Origin of the sequence: Lacrimispora sp. 210928-DFI.3.58 (genome assembly GCF_020554865.1) — a bacterium.
In the GTDB taxonomy this organism is placed as follows: domain Bacteria; phylum Bacillota; class Clostridia; order Lachnospirales; family Lachnospiraceae; genus Enterocloster.
The window spans coordinates 1-14,765 of sequence record NZ_JAJCIC010000002.1 but is presented as its reverse complement, the minus strand read 5'-3'; the positions used below and the strand labels follow the sequence as shown (position 1 = coordinate 14,765).

Here is a 14,765-nt window from a genome sequence, read left to right as displayed (position 1 = left end):
CTTGACATAATTCTGAAAAAAGTATAAAATTAAACCGTTGTAGTTTGTACAATGAAAATTAAATAAGGAGGTGCTCCTGTGTCACAGATAATGATGCCGATTATGATTGTTTTAATGATAGTCGTAGCTATTATTACCTGGTTTTATGGCCGTTCCTACGAGCGTAAGCAGTACAGCAGCAAAGTGGGAAGCGCAGAAGAAAAATCCAGGGAAATAATAGATGAAGCATTAAAAACCGCAGAGACAAAGAAGCGAGAAGCTCTCCTGGAAGCCAAGGAAGAATCTTTAAAGACAAAAAATGAGTTGGAAAAGGAAACCAAGGAACGCAGAGCAGAACTTCAGCGCTATGAGAAACGTGTATTAAGCAAAGAAGAAAACATTGAGAAAAAGGCAGATGCCCTGGAAAAGAAGGAGGCGGACCTGGTCAGAAGGGAAAATATTCTCGGTAAGCGTACCGCAGAAGTGGAAGCCCAGTATGAGCAGGGGATACAGGAACTGGAACGGATATCCGGTCTGACCTCCGAACAAGCAAAAGAATATCTTTTAAAATCTGTTGAAGACGACGTAAAGCATGACACAGCTAAGTTGATTAAGGAACTTGAAAACAAGGCGAGAGAAGAGGCTGACAAGAAGGCCAGGGATCTGGTAGTCACAGCGATTCAGCGCTGTGCCGCAGACCATGTGGCTGAGACAACGGTTTCCGTTGTACAGCTTCCGAATGATGAGATGAAGGGCCGCATTATCGGGCGAGAGGGACGCAATATCCGTACCCTTGAGACACTGACAGGCGTGGAACTGATCATTGATGATACCCCGGAGGCGGTTGTATTATCTGGATTCGATCCAATCCGCAGAGAAGTGGCAAGGATTGCATTGGAGCGTTTGATCGTGGACGGGCGTATCCATCCGGCCAGGATCGAAGAGATGGTAGAGAAAGCACAGAAGGAAGTGGAAAACAACATGAGGGAAGAGGGCGAGGCCGCCTGTCTCGAAGTTGGTATCCATGGAATTCATCCAGAATTAGTAAAATTACTCGGCAAGATGAAGTTCAGGACCAGTTATGGACAGAATGCATTAAAGCATTCCATCGAAGTATCCCAGCTGGCAGGGCTTCTGGCATCAGAACTCGGAGTGGATGTACGTTTGGCAAAACGTGCTGGTTTGTTACATGACATTGGTAAATCCGTTGACCATGATATGGAAGGTACTCATGTACAGCTGGGTGCAGACCTGTGTAAGAAGTATAAGGAGTCTGCAGTGGTTGTAAACGCGGTAGAGTCCCATCATGGCGATGTTGAACCTACAGGCCTCATTTCCTGCATCGTACAGGCAGCTGATACCATTTCTGCTGCAAGGCCCGGTGCAAGGCGTGAGACATTGGAAACATATACAAACAGATTAAAACAATTAGAAGATATCACAAATTCCTTTAAGGGAGTGGACAAATCTTTTGCTGTTCAGGCGGGACGTGAAGTCCGCATTATGGTAGTTCCAGAACAGATCGGCGATGACGATATGGTATTGCTGGCAAGAGAGGTTTCTAAGCGCATTGAGGACGAGCTGGAATACCCAGGCCAGATCAAGGTCAATGTCATCCGCGAATCCAGGGTAACAGATTACGCAAAATAGTTGGAACAAATAATAAGAGGAAGCTTGTTGGGAAACCAGCGGGCTTCTTTTTTTGTTACATTAGAAAACTCCTCTGGAGATCCTACGTAACAAAAAATCCCTCCGGCAGGATGCAGCCGCCTTACTGATACGAAAATTTTCGCATTTTCATTAATCGTAAGGAAATATTCATTGACACCCCATATAAAAACCGATAAAGTAAGGATAGATTTCATAGTATGAGTAAGAACAGGGAGAGTTTGTGAATGAACGGGATGAGAAAGAAATTGGCAGTGGGAGCTGCAGCGGGACTTTTGGCTGTAGTGATGGCAATGCCCGCATATGGAGCCAAGCGGACGGCGATCACCTCGATCACCCTTACGATCAAGGCGGACATTGAGCCGAATACGGATTTCGGTTCAGAGAATATTGAGATCGAGACCAACAGCAGCCGTTTCTCTGTTGATGGCTACGAGGTGATGAATACTGGCTTTGAATGGACTTCGGATACGGTTCCTGAGATCAGGATCACACTGACAGCGGAGGACGACTACTATTTTAAAGCACTTCCAAAGGATAAGATCAAGTTAAAGGGCGGTGCCGAGTTTGTAAAGGGCACACGCCAGGATTCCAGCGCCACCCTTCTCATGGATGTGAAGCTGCCCTCTCTTCAGAATACCCTGCAGGATCTGGAGACCGTCCAGCTGTCAGAGGATGGCGTTGCCACCTGGACTACTCTGGCCAATGCGGGAGAATATGAGGTAAAGGTGTACCGTGATGGAAACGCTGTGGGAACTGTGATGAAGACACAGTCAGGCAGTATCAACTGCCGGGAGCGGATGGTAAAGGGCAATGCCAGCTATACCGTGAAGATCCGCCCTGTGAATAAATATGAGACAGATACAAAGGGAGACTGGATGGAGTCTAATTCTGTGTACATCAGTGCAGAGAAGGCGGCCCAGTTCCGGGACAACCCTTCGGGCGGCACAGGAAAATGGGAGCAGGCCGCAGACGGCCGCTGGTGGTATAGCAGCGAGGATGGCAGCTATCCGGTTAATACCTGGCTTCTGATCAATGGCAAGTGGTATTTCTTTGATCAGGAGGGCTACATGAAGACAGGCTGGGTCCAGTGGGAAGGAAAAGAATACTACTGTTCGGAAAATGGCGACATGCTGACAAACTGCCTGACCCCGGACAATTATCTTGTGGGTACAGACGGAGCAAAGATCGCCCAGCAGGAGGATGTGACAAAGGAGACAGAGCTGGAGGTTGATCCCGATGAAGAGATGCAGAAGGAATGGGAACGGCTGAGCGGTAAGGATGATGAATGATTGATGGCAAAAAGCAGCTGCAAAACAGAAGCAGCTGCTTTTTGTATCGTAGGAAACTCCTTCGGAGCAGGATTCTTTTACTATATAGAAAACATAACTTGAATTTATATCAAAGATTCCAAACTTGTATATTTTGTAATGGAAAAATCACCTTTCAAAGGTTGAAATAACGGAACAAATGAGATATGATTGTAAGAAAACGTAATATCCTATGACGTCATAACCATAAGGAATAGAAGATGAGGGAGATATGCAAAATGGATTATAATGTAACTGTCATTCCCGGAGATGGAATTGGACCGGAGATCGTGAGAGAGGCAAGAAAGGTAATGGATAAAGTGGGTCAGGTCTACGGCCACCGCTTTGATTACACAGAGATCCTCATGGGGGGCTGCTCCATTGATGCCTACGGCGTTCCGCTTACAGAGGAAGCCTTAGAGACTGCAAGAAAGAGCGATGCCGTGCTGTTGGGCGCAATCGGAGGAAATGTGGGTAATTCCAGATGGTATGATGTGGCTCCGAACTTGAGGCCGGAGGCAGGGCTCCTTGCCATCAGAAAGGGCCTGGGGCTTTTTGCCAATATCCGCCCGGCTTACCTTTACAATGAGCTGGCAGAGGCCTGCCCCTTAAAGAAGGAGATCATCGGCGACGGCTTTGACATGGTGATCATGAGAGAACTTACAGGCGGCCTTTACTTTGGAGAGCGCCACACAGAGGAAGTGGATGGCGTTATGACTGCTGTGGATACCCTTACATACAATGAAAATGAGATCCGCCGCATTGCCATCAAGGGCTTTGACATTGCCATGAAGCGCAGAAAGAAGGTCACAAGCGTGGATAAGGCCAATGTGCTGGATTCCTCCAGGCTGTGGCGCAAGGTAGTGGAAGAGGTGGCAAAGGACTACCCGGAGGTAGAGCTTTCCCACATGCTGGTTGACAACTGCGCCATGCAGTTAGTTATGAACCCAGGCCAGTTTGACGTGATCCTCACAGAGAACATGTTCGGAGATATCCTGTCAGATGAGGCCAGCATGATCACAGGCTCCATCGGCATGCTCTCCTCAGCCAGCATGAATGAGAGCAAGTTCGGCCTTTACGAGCCCAGCCATGGCTCTGCACCTGATATTGCAGGCCAGGATATTGCCAACCCCATTGCAACCATTCTCTCCGCAGCCATGCTCCTGCGCTATTCCTTTGACCTTGACAAGGAGGCAGATGCAGTGGAGGCAGCTGTCCAGGCAGTGCTGACAGAGGGCTGGCGCACAGCAGATATCATGACAGAAGGGTGCAAAAAGGTAGGAACGAAAGAGATGGGAGATCTCATTGCCGCCCATATTAATTAACGATCAAATGACTGAAAACCGCGAAGCAGCGCAGGCCCGGCAGGCCAAAGGCCATAGGGCATATTAGGAGGATAAAAATGAAAAGTGATGCAGTAAAAACAGGAATGCAGCAGGCACCTCATCGGTCTCTGTTCAACGCACTGGGAATAACAGAAGAAGAATTATCAAAGCCATTAGTGGGCATTGTCAGCTCCTACAATGAGATCGTGCCGGGCCACATGAACCTGGACAAGATCGTGGAGGCAGTAAAGCTGGGCGTTGCCATGGCAGGCGGAACACCCATCGTGTTCCCGGCTATCGCTGTCTGTGACGGTATTGCCATGGGCCATATCGGCATGAAATATTCCTTAGTAACGAGGGATCTGATCGCAGATTCCACAGAATGTATGGCTCTGGCTCACCAGTTTGATGCTCTGGTAATGGTTCCAAACTGCGACAAGAACGTTCCCGGACTTCTCATGGCAGCAGCCAGGATCAATGTGCCTACCGTATTTGTCAGCGGCGGCCCCATGCTTGCAGGCCATGTAAAGGGTCATAAGACCAGTCTTTCCAGCATGTTTGAGGCGGTAGGCGCTTATGCAGCGGGAAAGATGAATGAGGATGATGTAAAGGAATACGAGAACAAGACATGTCCGACCTGCGGCTCCTGCTCCGGCATGTACACGGCCAACAGCATGAACTGCCTGACAGAGGTGCTGGGCATGGGCCTTCAGGGCAATGGAACCATCCCGGCCGTTTATTCCGAGCGCATTAAGCTTGCAAAGCACGCAGGCATGCAGGTAATGGAGATGTATCGGAGAAATATCCGTCCGAGAGACATCATGACAGAGGCAGCCTTCCGCAATGCCATGACCATGGATATGGCCCTGGGCTGCTCCACCAACAGTATGCTCCACCTTCCTGCCATTGCCCATGAGGCAGGAGTTGACTTAAATCTGGATATCGCAAATGAGATCAGTGCAAAGACGCCGAACCTGTGCCATCTGGCACCGGCCGGCCCGACCTACATGGAGGATCTCAATGAGGCTGGCGGCATTTACGCAGTGATGAATGAGATCAGCAAGAAGGGACTTCTGAATCTGGACTGCATCACCGTGACAGGAAAGACCGTAGGGGAGAACATCAAGGGATGCGTAAATAAGAATCCTGAGGTGATCCGCCCGGTGGAGAATCCATACAGCGAGACAGGCGGCATTGCCATCCTGCGCGGCAATCTGGCTCCGGATTCTGCAGTAGTGAAGCGCTCTGCTGTGGCTCCTGAGATGTTAAAGCATGAGGGACCGGCAAGAGTATTTGACTGTGAAGAGGATGCCATTGCTGCCATCAAGGGCGGAAAGATCGTGGAGGGCGATGTGGTCGTCATCCGCTATGAGGGACCAAAGGGCGGCCCCGGCATGAGAGAGATGCTGAACCCAACCTCAGCCATTGCAGGCATGGGACTGGGCTCTACCGTTGCCCTGATCACAGACGGACGCTTCTCCGGTGCATCCAGAGGCGCATCCATCGGCCATGCATCACCTGAGGCGGCTGTGGGAGGTCCCATTGCCCTGGTAGAAGAGGGGGATACCATTTCCATTGATATTGATAACCACCAGCTGAACGTGCTGGTTTCCGATGAGGAATTAGCAGCAAGAAAGGCAAAATGGCAGCCCAGAGAGCCAAAGGTGACAAGCGGCTATCTGGCAAGATATGCTTCCCTGGTGACATCTGCCGACAAGGGGGCTGTGCTCCAGGTGAAATAAGAATATCAGCAGTTAGAAGAAAAGGAGTACGGAAGCAATGAGTAAATTAACGGGAGCAGAGATCGTAGTAGAGTGTTTAAAGGAGCAGGGCGTAGATACCGTGTTTGGCTATCCGGGAGGCGCTATCCTTAACATATATGACGCGCTTTACCAGCATCAGAATGAGATCACCCATATCCTTACCTCCCATGAGCAGGGAGCTTCCCATGCGGCGGACGGATATGCAAGGGCCACCGGAAAGGTTGGCGTATGTCTGGCCACCTCAGGCCCCGGTGCAACAAACCTGGTAACAGGAATCGCAACAGCCTATATGGATTCCGTTCCGGTGGTAGCCATCACATGTAATGTGGCAAACAGCCTTCTGGGAAAGGACAGCTTCCAGGAGATCGACATCACAGGCGTGACCATGCCCATTACAAAATATAACTTTATCGTAAAGGATGTAAATAAGCTGGCAAAGGTCATCCGCCGGGCATTTACCATTGCCCAGACAGGAAGGCCGGGTCCTGTCCTTGTGGATATCACAAAGGATGTGACTGCCGCTCTCTGCGAGTATGAGAAGCAGGAGCCGGAGGAGATCGTGCGCCAGAGCGATACCATCACAGAGGAGGACATGGACAGGGCAGTGGAGATGATCCGCAAGTCCAGAAAGCCCTTCATCTTTGTGGGCGGCGGCGCTGTGATCTCCAATGCCTCTGACGAGCTGAGGGCATTTGCCAAGAAGATCCAGGCTCCTGTGGCAGACAGCCTTATGGGCAAGGGAGCATTTGACGGTGCAGATGAACTGTACACAGGCATGGTGGGCATGCACGGCACAAAGACCTCCAACTTCGGAATCACAGAGGCAGACCTGCTGATCGTAGTAGGCGCCCGCTTCAGTGACCGTGTGACAGGAAATGCCTCCAAATTTGCAAAAAATGCCAAGATCCTCCAGCTGGACATTGACCCGGCGGAGATCAATAAGAATATCAAGGTGGATGCCAGCATTATCGGCGATGTGAAGATCATTCTGCGCAAGCTCAATGCCCGCCTTGACCCGGCAAACCATGATGAGTGGATCGCTCATATTGAGCGCATGAAGGATATGTATCCCCTTCGCTATGACAAGAGCACGCTCACAGGTCCTTTTATTGTACAGACCATCAATGAGGTAACAGGCGGGGATGGCATTATCGTAACGGAGGTGGGCCAGCATCAGATGTGGGCGGCCCAGTATTACCAGTACCGCCAGCCAAGAACACTTCTGACCTCCGGCGGCCTTGGGACCATGGGCTACGGCCTGGGTGCTGCCATCGGCGCAAAGATGGGCTGCAAGGACAAGACAGTCATCAACATTGCAGGAGACGGCTGCTTCCGCATGAACATGAATGAGATCGCCACAGCCACCCGCTACAATATCCCGATCATCCAGGTGGTGGTGAACAACCACGTGCTGGGCATGGTGCGCCAGTGGCAGACACTGTTCTATGGAAAGCGTTATTCCCAGACGATTCTCAATGATGCGGTGGATTTCGTGAAGCTGGCAGAGGCCATGGGAGCAAAGGCTTACCGCGTAACCCAGAAGGAGGAATTAGAGCCGGTGCTCCGTGAGGCTATTGCCTTAAATATCCCTGTGGTCATCGACTGCCAGATCAGCTGCGATGAGAAGGTATTCCCGATGGTATCACCGGGAGCACCGATTGCTGACGCATTTGATGATACGGACTTGAAAATTAACTAAAAAAGGTGTATAGTAGGTTTTAACACTTTAGAAACGTTATAGATTACCACGATAAAGTGCCGGATAGCTGAATGGCAGCTATAAAAGGGACAGGTATACGAGGTTGTATATAGTCAGGCGGCTTCCCTGTGCCGGGATTTTCCAGAGTCCCGAATACAGGGAAGTCATCTGCATATATTAAAGAAAGTAACTATTCAGAAAGGGGCATCTTCTTGAATGACATTCGTCATTCAAGAAGCATCGGAGGTTCCTCCGATGCGAAAACAGACGGAAAAAGCTGCTTATAAGCGAGCTTAACACAGCTTTTTCCGCCTGTTTTCCCGCCGCTCTGAACAGTTATAAATAAAATGGATGTGCAGTCACATCGATCAAGGAGGAGAAACAGATGAGCAGAGTTTACAATTTTTCAGCAGGCCCGGCTGTGCTGCCGGAGGACGTCCTGAAGGAAGCTGCAGCAGAGATGCTGGATTACAGAGGTACAGGAATGTCAGTGATGGAGATGAGTCATCGATCTAAGGCTTATGATACTATCATCAAAGATGCTGAATCAGACCTGCGGGATCTTTTACATATTCCGGATAACTACAAAGTCCTGTTCCTTCAGGGAGGCGCTTCCCAGCAGTTTGCTATGGTGCCCATGAACCTGATGAAGAACAAGGTGGCTGACTACATTGTGACAGGTCAGTGGGCAAAGAAGGCTCACAAAGAGGCTTCTATGTACGGCCAGGCAAATGCCATTGCCTCCAGCGCAGATAAGACCTTCAGCTATATTCCGGATTGCTCCGACCTTCCGGTATCTGAGAATGCAGATTATGTTTATATCTGTGAGAACAATACGATTTACGGCACAAAGTACTGGACCTTACCAAATACAAAGGGCAAGCTCCTGGTAGCAGACCAGTCTTCCTGCTTCTTATCTGAGCCTGTGGACGTGACAAAATACGGCCTGATCTTTGCAGGGGCGCAGAAGAACGTGGGACCGGCAGGTACTGTGATCGTGATCGTAAGAGAGAACCTGGTGACAGAGGATGTCCTTCCGGGAACTCCAACCATGCTCCGCTACAAGACACACGCGGATGCGGATTCCTTATACAACACACCGCCAACCTACGGCATTTACATCTGCGGCAAGGTATTTAAGTGGTTAAAGGCCATGGGCGGCCTGGAGGTCATGAAGGAGCAGAATGAGAAAAAGGCAAAGCTCCTCTACGATTTCTTAGACCAGAGCAAGCTGTTTAAGGGCACTGTTGTGAAGAAGGACCGCTCCCTTATGAATGTTCCGTTCATCACCGGCAATGAGGAGATGGATGCCCTGTTTGTGAAGGAGTCAAAGGCAGCAGGACTGGAGAACTTAAAGGGCCACAGGACCGTAGGCGGCATGAGAGCCAGCATTTACAATGCAATGCCTATGGCTGGCGTGGAGAAGCTGGTTGCATTCATGGATGATTTTGAGAAGAAGCACAGCAACTAACTGCTGCTTTATTTGTAGAGGAGACGGATTATGAAGAAAATACATTGCTTAAACCCGATCGCAGCCTGCGGAACAGACCTGTTCCCGGCTGACTATGAGCTGACGGACAATTTCGCGGAGGCAGACGGCGTCCTGGTGCGCAGCGCCTCCATGCATGAGATGGAGCTGCTGGAGGGCCTGCTGGCAGTAGGCCGTGCGGGAGCAGGAGTGAACAATATTCCCTTAGATGCCTGTGCCGAGGCCGGCGTGGTGGTGTTCAACACCCCCGGAGCCAATGCCAACGGCGTAAAGGAGCTGGTGATCGCCGGAATGCTCTTAGCTTCCCGCGACATCGTAGGCGGCATTGGCTGGTGCAAGGCTAATGCAGAGGATGAGGGCATTGCAAAGGCGGCTGAGAAGAGCAAGAAGGCTTTTGCAGGCTGCGAGGTAAAGGGCAAGAAGCTGGGCGTGATTGGCCTGGGCGCCATCGGCGCAGAGGTTGCCAATGCAGCTACCCATCTGGGCATGGAGGTCTATGGATATGATCCCTTTATCTCTGTCAATGCAGCCTGGAGACTGTCCAGAAACGTAAAGCATATCACAAATGCAGACACCATTTTCCAGGAGTGCGACTACATTACCGTGCATGTGCCGCTGATGGATTCCACAAAGCACATGATCAACAAAGAAAAGCTGGATATGATGAAGGACGGCGTTGTAGTCCTGAACTTTGCCCGCGATACCCTGGTAAATGACGATGATATGGCAGCAGCACTTGCATCCGGCAAGGTAGCCCGCTATGTGAGTGATTTCCCGAATCCAAAGGTAGCCCACATGGATAAGGCCATCCTGATCCCGCATCTTGGCGCTTCCACAAAGGAGTCTGAGGACAACTGCGCCGTGATGGCAGTACAGGAGATGACAGACTATCTGGAGAACGGCAATATCAGGAATTCTGTGAACTATCCTGCCTGCGACATGGGCGTGTGCCAGGCTGAGAGCCGCATTGCAGTGCTCCATCTGAACATCCCCAACATGATCGGACAGATCACAGGCATCCTGGCTGAGCAGGGCGTGAACATTTCCGACATGACAAATAAGAGCCGGGATAAGTACGCATACACCCTGCTTGATCTGGAGCACAGGCCGGAGGCTATGACGATCCAGAAGTTAAACGGGATCAAGGGCGTGCTGAGAGTGCGCGTGGTGAAATAATATGCTCTCTGTGTACATACTTTTTGAAGGCAGGAAGATGCATGGCAGACGGAAAGAATGATGAGAAGGACCTTCACGGCGGTTTGGCGCTGTGAAGGCCCTTTTGGTACGGGAAAATGACGGCAGCCAGACTGGATACCGGGGCGGGCCCCTGGCAGCGGCTGCGGCATTGAAAAGCTGGAAGGAGAGAAAATCATGGCAGTTGTAAAGCCTTTTGTTTGTATCAGGCCTGAGGAGAAGGTGGCGTCGAAAGTAGCGGCCCTGCCCTATGATGTATATAACAGAAAAGAGGCCTGCCGGGTGGTGGCAGGAAATCCGCTGTCCTTTTTAAATATCGACAGGGCAGAGACACAATTTGGAGATGAGGTGGACACCTACGATGACCGGGTGTATGACAAGGCCAGGGAACTGTTGGATCAACAGATCGCAGAGGGCGTCTATGTGACAGATAAGGGGGAGAATTATTACCTCTATGAGCTTACTATGGACGGCAGGAACCAGACAGGGATCGTGGCCTGCTGTTCCATTGATGATTATGTAAACGGCATTATCAAAAAGCATGAGAATACCAGAGAAGATAAGGAGATCGACCGCATCCGCCACGTGGACACCACCAATGCCCATACAGGCCCTATTTTTCTGGCGTACAGGCAGAACCAGGTTCTGAAGGAGATCGTGGCCCAGGTAAAGGAAGGAAAGCCTCTGTATGATTTTGTATCAGAGGATGGAATCGGACACCGGGTCTGGAGGATCGCCGGGGAGGCAGGCTGTCAGGAGCCATATACCGGAGGCAGAGGGCTTGTCCAGGCCATCGAAGCAGCCTTTGCGTCCATTCCCGCTACCTACATTGCAGACGGCCATCACAGGGCAGCCTCCGCCGTAAAGGTGGGCTTAAAGCGCAGAAAGGAAAATCCTGACTATACAGGGGAGGAGCCCTTTAACTATTTCCTGTCCGTACTGTTTCCGGATGAGGAGCTTATGATCCTGCCCTACAACCGTGTGGTGAAGGACTTAAATGGGCTGGACAAGGAGGGCTTCTTTGCAGCCATAAGCCAGAAGTTTGAAATAGAAGAAAAGGGCCGGGAGCCCTTCGGGCCTTCCGGGAAGGGAACCTTCGGCATGTATCTGGAGGAAACATGGTACTGCCTGAAGGCAAAGCCGGAGTGCTTGAGCATAGACCCGGTAAAGGGCCTTGATGTGTCCATTTTGCAGGATTGTCTGTTAAGCCCAGTGCTGGGCATCGGCGATCCGCGGACAGACAAGCGCATTGACTTTATCGGAGGCATCCGTGGCTTAGGAGAGCTGGAGCGGAGAGTAAAGGAGGACATGAAGGTGGCATTCTCCATGTACCCCACCTCCATAGAGGAGCTGCTTCAGGTAGCAGACGCCGGCCTCCTCATGCCGCCAAAATCTACCTGGTTTGAGCCGAAGCTTCGGAGCGGATTGTTTATACATCGGTTGGGGTAGGTATCAATCATTAGAAAGAATATAAATGAACGTTAGCAGCCGCAGATCGTAACTGGTCTGCGGCTTTCTTATTACATAGAAAAAGGTTTGCAGAGAGGAGCTGCAGCACAGCAGCTGCAGGATCAGGCCCAGGAAAACTGCCCCCCTTGATTTTTGAAGGAAGAATTGATAAACCTTAAATTATTCGGACACTATAGGTGTGCAGGGAGCGGAAGGAGGACTGATGGTATCAAGGAAAATGTTTATGGTTATATCCGCGTAAGCACACGGGAACAAAACGAGGATCGGCAGAGGATCGCCCTGCTGGCAATGGAGATCCCTGAAAAGAATATCTTTATGGATAAGCAGTCAGGAAAGGATTTTGACAGGCCTCAATATAAAAAATTGCTGCGGAAACTGAAACGAAATGATGTTCTTTACATTAAAAGTATTGACCGGCTTGGAAGGAATTACGAAGAGATCCAGAACCAATGGCGTATTTTGAATAAGGAAAAGGGAATCGATATCGTAGTATTGGACATGCCGCTTTTAGATACACGGCGGGGCAAGGATCTGATGGGAACATTTTTGAGCGATATTGTATTGCAGGTGCTGTCCTTTGTGGCGGAGAATGAGAGAACAAATATCCGCCAGCGTCAGGCAGAAGGAATTGCAGCGGCGAAGGCCAAGGGAGTCCGGTTTGGCCGCCCATTGCTGCCATTGCCTGAAAACTTTCATGAAATCCATGCGGCATGGAGAAATAAAAAGATGACACTCAGGCAGGCAGCCGAAGCCTGCGGGATGCCGGTCAGCACGTTTTATTCAGAGGCAGTCAGAGTGGAAAGGGTTCTGGGAAAAAATGGATAATCTGAAAAAGTGTGCGTTTCCGAACCTCGTTATGTAAATAAGTTTACCAGCTATATAGTCAAAAATCAAGATTTTTTGCTCTATACATATCCATGTTTTCATGAAAATGCAGAATTTGGAAACGTACACATAATCAAACGCTTTTCCAGAGTATGCTCAGCTTTAAGGGTATGGCAAAGATGAAAAGAAAATGTAAGATAGTGTGTGCAAGAAATGGTATTATTTCACAATATTTGCAAGGAGGAAACATGAAAGTAAAAAAATATGCAGCATGGCTTTTAACAGCAGCTATGCTCACAAATGTAACTGTCCCGGCTTATGGAGCAGTAGAAAATGCTAGCTCCTATGAGAATACGGCATCGGAAGACGGAGGGACAGATTCCGAAAAAGGCTCCACGGACGAGGAAAACACGGATTCTGAGAGCAGCGCTGGGGAGGAAGGGAATACGGGCTCCGAGGGCAGTTCCGGGGACGAAGGAAATACGGGCTCTGAGGGCAGCACCGAAGAGGAAGGGAATACAGGCTCTGAGGGCAGTTCCGGAGAGGAAGGAAATACAGGTTCTGAGGACGGCTCCGGAGAGGAAGGAAATACAGGTTCTGAGGGAGGTTCCGGAGAGGAAGGCAGTACAGGCTCTGAGGGCAGTTCTGAAGAGGAAGGAAATGCAGGCTCAACAGAAGGCATCACTGGTTCGGAATCAGGTGTCACCGAAGACAGCGGGAATGATGCAGATCAGAAGAAAGAAGAGGAAACAGAGGAAGATAAGCTTCTGGATACAGACGGCTGTATCTGTGAGACAAAGTGTACGGAGGACTGGATCGACGGTGATTGTCCGATCTGCAGCCAGGAGGGAGCAGATCTGTCCGACTGCCTCGGTGAGGAAGAGCCGCAGGTGACGCTCCTTACAGTGGCAGCAGAGTGTGTTTGTGACGTCAAATGCACAGAGACGGAGAAAAATCCAGACTGCCCGGTCTGCGGTCAGGAAAATGCCAATCTGTCCGACTGCTGCGGTCAGGAGCAGTATGTCATCACCTTTTACTGGGGAGAGGGCAAGCCTGATTCAGAGCCTCTCGAACTCAGCTTTGCAGGCAATGATTCGGTTGTAGTGGATGGGGCAGAACAGGATATGACAGCTAACAATATGGTATTTGTGGGCTGGCAGGGCACGAGTGAAAAGATTCTTCTGGTTTCCGAATTAGAGAATCTATTGGCCTCTGAAGCAGAGTCTTCCTATACGGGCTACTGGGTTTCTGAGAGCGGAACCTATCTGGTAAAAACAATCTTAGGAAGAATGGTTTATCAGGATGGCGCTGCTGTGGCGAACGCCTTTGTGGAATGTGAAGGAAAGACCTATTATCTGAGTGATACTGGAATAGCAGTGACAGGCCTTCAGGAGATAGAGGGCGTCCTTCATTATTTCAATGAGAAGGGTGTTATGCAGTTTAGCACAACGGTTACGGTAGAGCGCACCGTATACATAATTGATGAAAATGGCGTGGCAACTGCAGCAGGGGAAGCAAGCGAATATTGGGTAGAGACAGAAAACGGCAGAATGTTCTATCGCGATGGCGCGGCTGTAATGGATGAGTTTATAGAATATGACGGCGAGATATACTATTTAGACGAGAATGGCTATATGCTCACGAGCAGCTGGAAGGAGCAGCTGGACGAGGATGGAAACCCCCTGGGCTGGCGGCGCTTCGACCCCAGTGGCAAGGCGAAGAGGAATTATACCTTTAAGCTGCAGTCAATTGGAAAAAATCAGTACGCCTTTGACGCGGAGGGCTTCATGCTGTACGGCTGGGCATCCAGCACATTGAACCAGACGCTGACAGACCCGGAGGGGTGGAAAGAGGCGGATTATTATTTCGGAGAGCAGGGCGACGGAAGCCTGAAAACCGGCTGGCAGACCATCAATGTATATGGCGGGTGAAAGGACGAAGCCGGATATGCGGATTATAAATTCTATTTCAGCAGTGATGAGAGCAGCATTGGGCAGAAGAGTACAGGCTGGAAGACAATAGAAGAGTATACATACTATTTAG

10 protein-coding genes are annotated in these 14,765 nt (G+C 50.1%); all 10 read left to right on the top strand.

Annotation, left to right across the window (positions count from 1 at the left end):
- The first annotated feature begins 78 nt into the window (after positions 1 to 78).
- Complete coding sequence (gene rny, locus LIZ87_RS01410; protein WP_227144941.1) at positions 79 to 1,629, top strand: ribonuclease Y; 1,551 nt, start codon at positions 79 to 81, stop codon at positions 1,627 to 1,629.
- 245 nt (positions 1,630 to 1,874) lie between these two features.
- Positions 1,875 to 2,939, top strand: a complete 1,065-nt coding sequence (locus LIZ87_RS01405) for an N-acetylmuramoyl-L-alanine amidase family protein (protein ID WP_227144939.1) — start codon at positions 1,875 to 1,877, stop codon at positions 2,937 to 2,939.
- Positions 2,940 to 3,196: 257 nt separating this feature from the next.
- Positions 3,197 to 4,282, top strand: coding sequence for a 3-isopropylmalate dehydrogenase (leuB, locus tag LIZ87_RS01400; protein ID WP_227144937.1), 1,086 nt, complete (start codon positions 3,197 to 3,199; stop codon positions 4,280 to 4,282).
- 77 nt (positions 4,283 to 4,359) lie between these two features.
- On the top strand, positions 4,360 to 6,024 hold the full coding sequence (gene ilvD / locus LIZ87_RS01395; RefSeq protein WP_178315902.1) for a dihydroxy-acid dehydratase: 1,665 nt from the start codon (positions 4,360 to 4,362) through the stop codon (positions 6,022 to 6,024).
- Positions 6,025 to 6,061: 37 nt separating this feature from the next.
- Positions 6,062 to 7,744, top strand: a complete 1,683-nt coding sequence (ilvB, locus tag LIZ87_RS01390; RefSeq protein ID WP_178315903.1) for a biosynthetic-type acetolactate synthase large subunit — start codon at positions 6,062 to 6,064, stop codon at positions 7,742 to 7,744.
- A gap of 385 nt (positions 7,745 to 8,129) precedes the next feature.
- Positions 8,130 to 9,215 carry a 3-phosphoserine/phosphohydroxythreonine transaminase gene (gene serC, locus LIZ87_RS01385; RefSeq protein ID WP_227144935.1) on the top strand — a complete coding sequence of 362 codons (1,086 nt, stop codon included), beginning with the start codon at positions 8,130 to 8,132 and terminating at the stop codon, positions 9,213 to 9,215.
- Between the two features lie 30 nt (positions 9,216 to 9,245).
- Positions 9,246 to 10,409 carry a phosphoglycerate dehydrogenase gene (locus LIZ87_RS01380; RefSeq protein ID WP_227144932.1) on the top strand — a complete coding sequence of 388 codons (1,164 nt, stop codon included), beginning with the start codon at positions 9,246 to 9,248 and terminating at the stop codon, positions 10,407 to 10,409.
- Between the two features lie 195 nt (positions 10,410 to 10,604).
- Positions 10,605 to 11,876, top strand: a complete 1,272-nt coding sequence (locus LIZ87_RS01375; RefSeq protein ID WP_178313138.1) for a DUF1015 domain-containing protein — start codon at positions 10,605 to 10,607, stop codon at positions 11,874 to 11,876.
- A gap of 228 nt (positions 11,877 to 12,104) precedes the next feature.
- Positions 12,105 to 12,722 carry a recombinase family protein gene (locus LIZ87_RS01370; RefSeq protein WP_227145165.1) on the top strand — a complete coding sequence of 206 codons (618 nt, stop codon included), beginning with the start codon at positions 12,105 to 12,107 and terminating at the stop codon, positions 12,720 to 12,722.
- Positions 12,723 to 12,970: 248 nt separating this feature from the next.
- Positions 12,971 to 14,653: an N-acetylmuramoyl-L-alanine amidase family protein gene (locus tag LIZ87_RS01365; protein WP_227144930.1), complete on the top strand. Its 1,683-nt coding sequence runs from the start codon at positions 12,971 to 12,973 to the stop codon at positions 14,651 to 14,653.
- Positions 14,654 to 14,765: the final 112 nt, after the last annotated feature.

Bases quoted from the DNA above. Each gene is read 5' to 3' on its own strand.
- LIZ87_RS01405 (WP_227144939.1), top strand. From the start codon at position 1,875: ATGAACGGGATGAGAAAGAAATTGGCAGTGGGAGCTGCAGCGGGACTT.
- LIZ87_RS01380 (WP_227144932.1), top strand. From the start codon at position 9,246: ATGAAGAAAATACATTGCTTAAACCCGATCGCAGCCTGCGGAACAGAC.
- ilvB (WP_178315903.1), top strand. From the start codon at position 6,062: ATGAGTAAATTAACGGGAGCAGAGATCGTAGTAGAGTGTTTAAAGGAG.
- LIZ87_RS01375 (WP_178313138.1), top strand. From the start codon at position 10,605: ATGGCAGTTGTAAAGCCTTTTGTTTGTATCAGGCCTGAGGAGAAGGTG.
- ilvD (WP_178315902.1), top strand. From the start codon at position 4,360: ATGAAAAGTGATGCAGTAAAAACAGGAATGCAGCAGGCACCTCATCGG.
- leuB (WP_227144937.1), top strand. From the start codon at position 3,197: ATGGATTATAATGTAACTGTCATTCCCGGAGATGGAATTGGACCGGAG.
- serC (WP_227144935.1), top strand. From the start codon at position 8,130: ATGAGCAGAGTTTACAATTTTTCAGCAGGCCCGGCTGTGCTGCCGGAG.
- LIZ87_RS01365 (WP_227144930.1), top strand. From the start codon at position 12,971: ATGAAAGTAAAAAAATATGCAGCATGGCTTTTAACAGCAGCTATGCTC.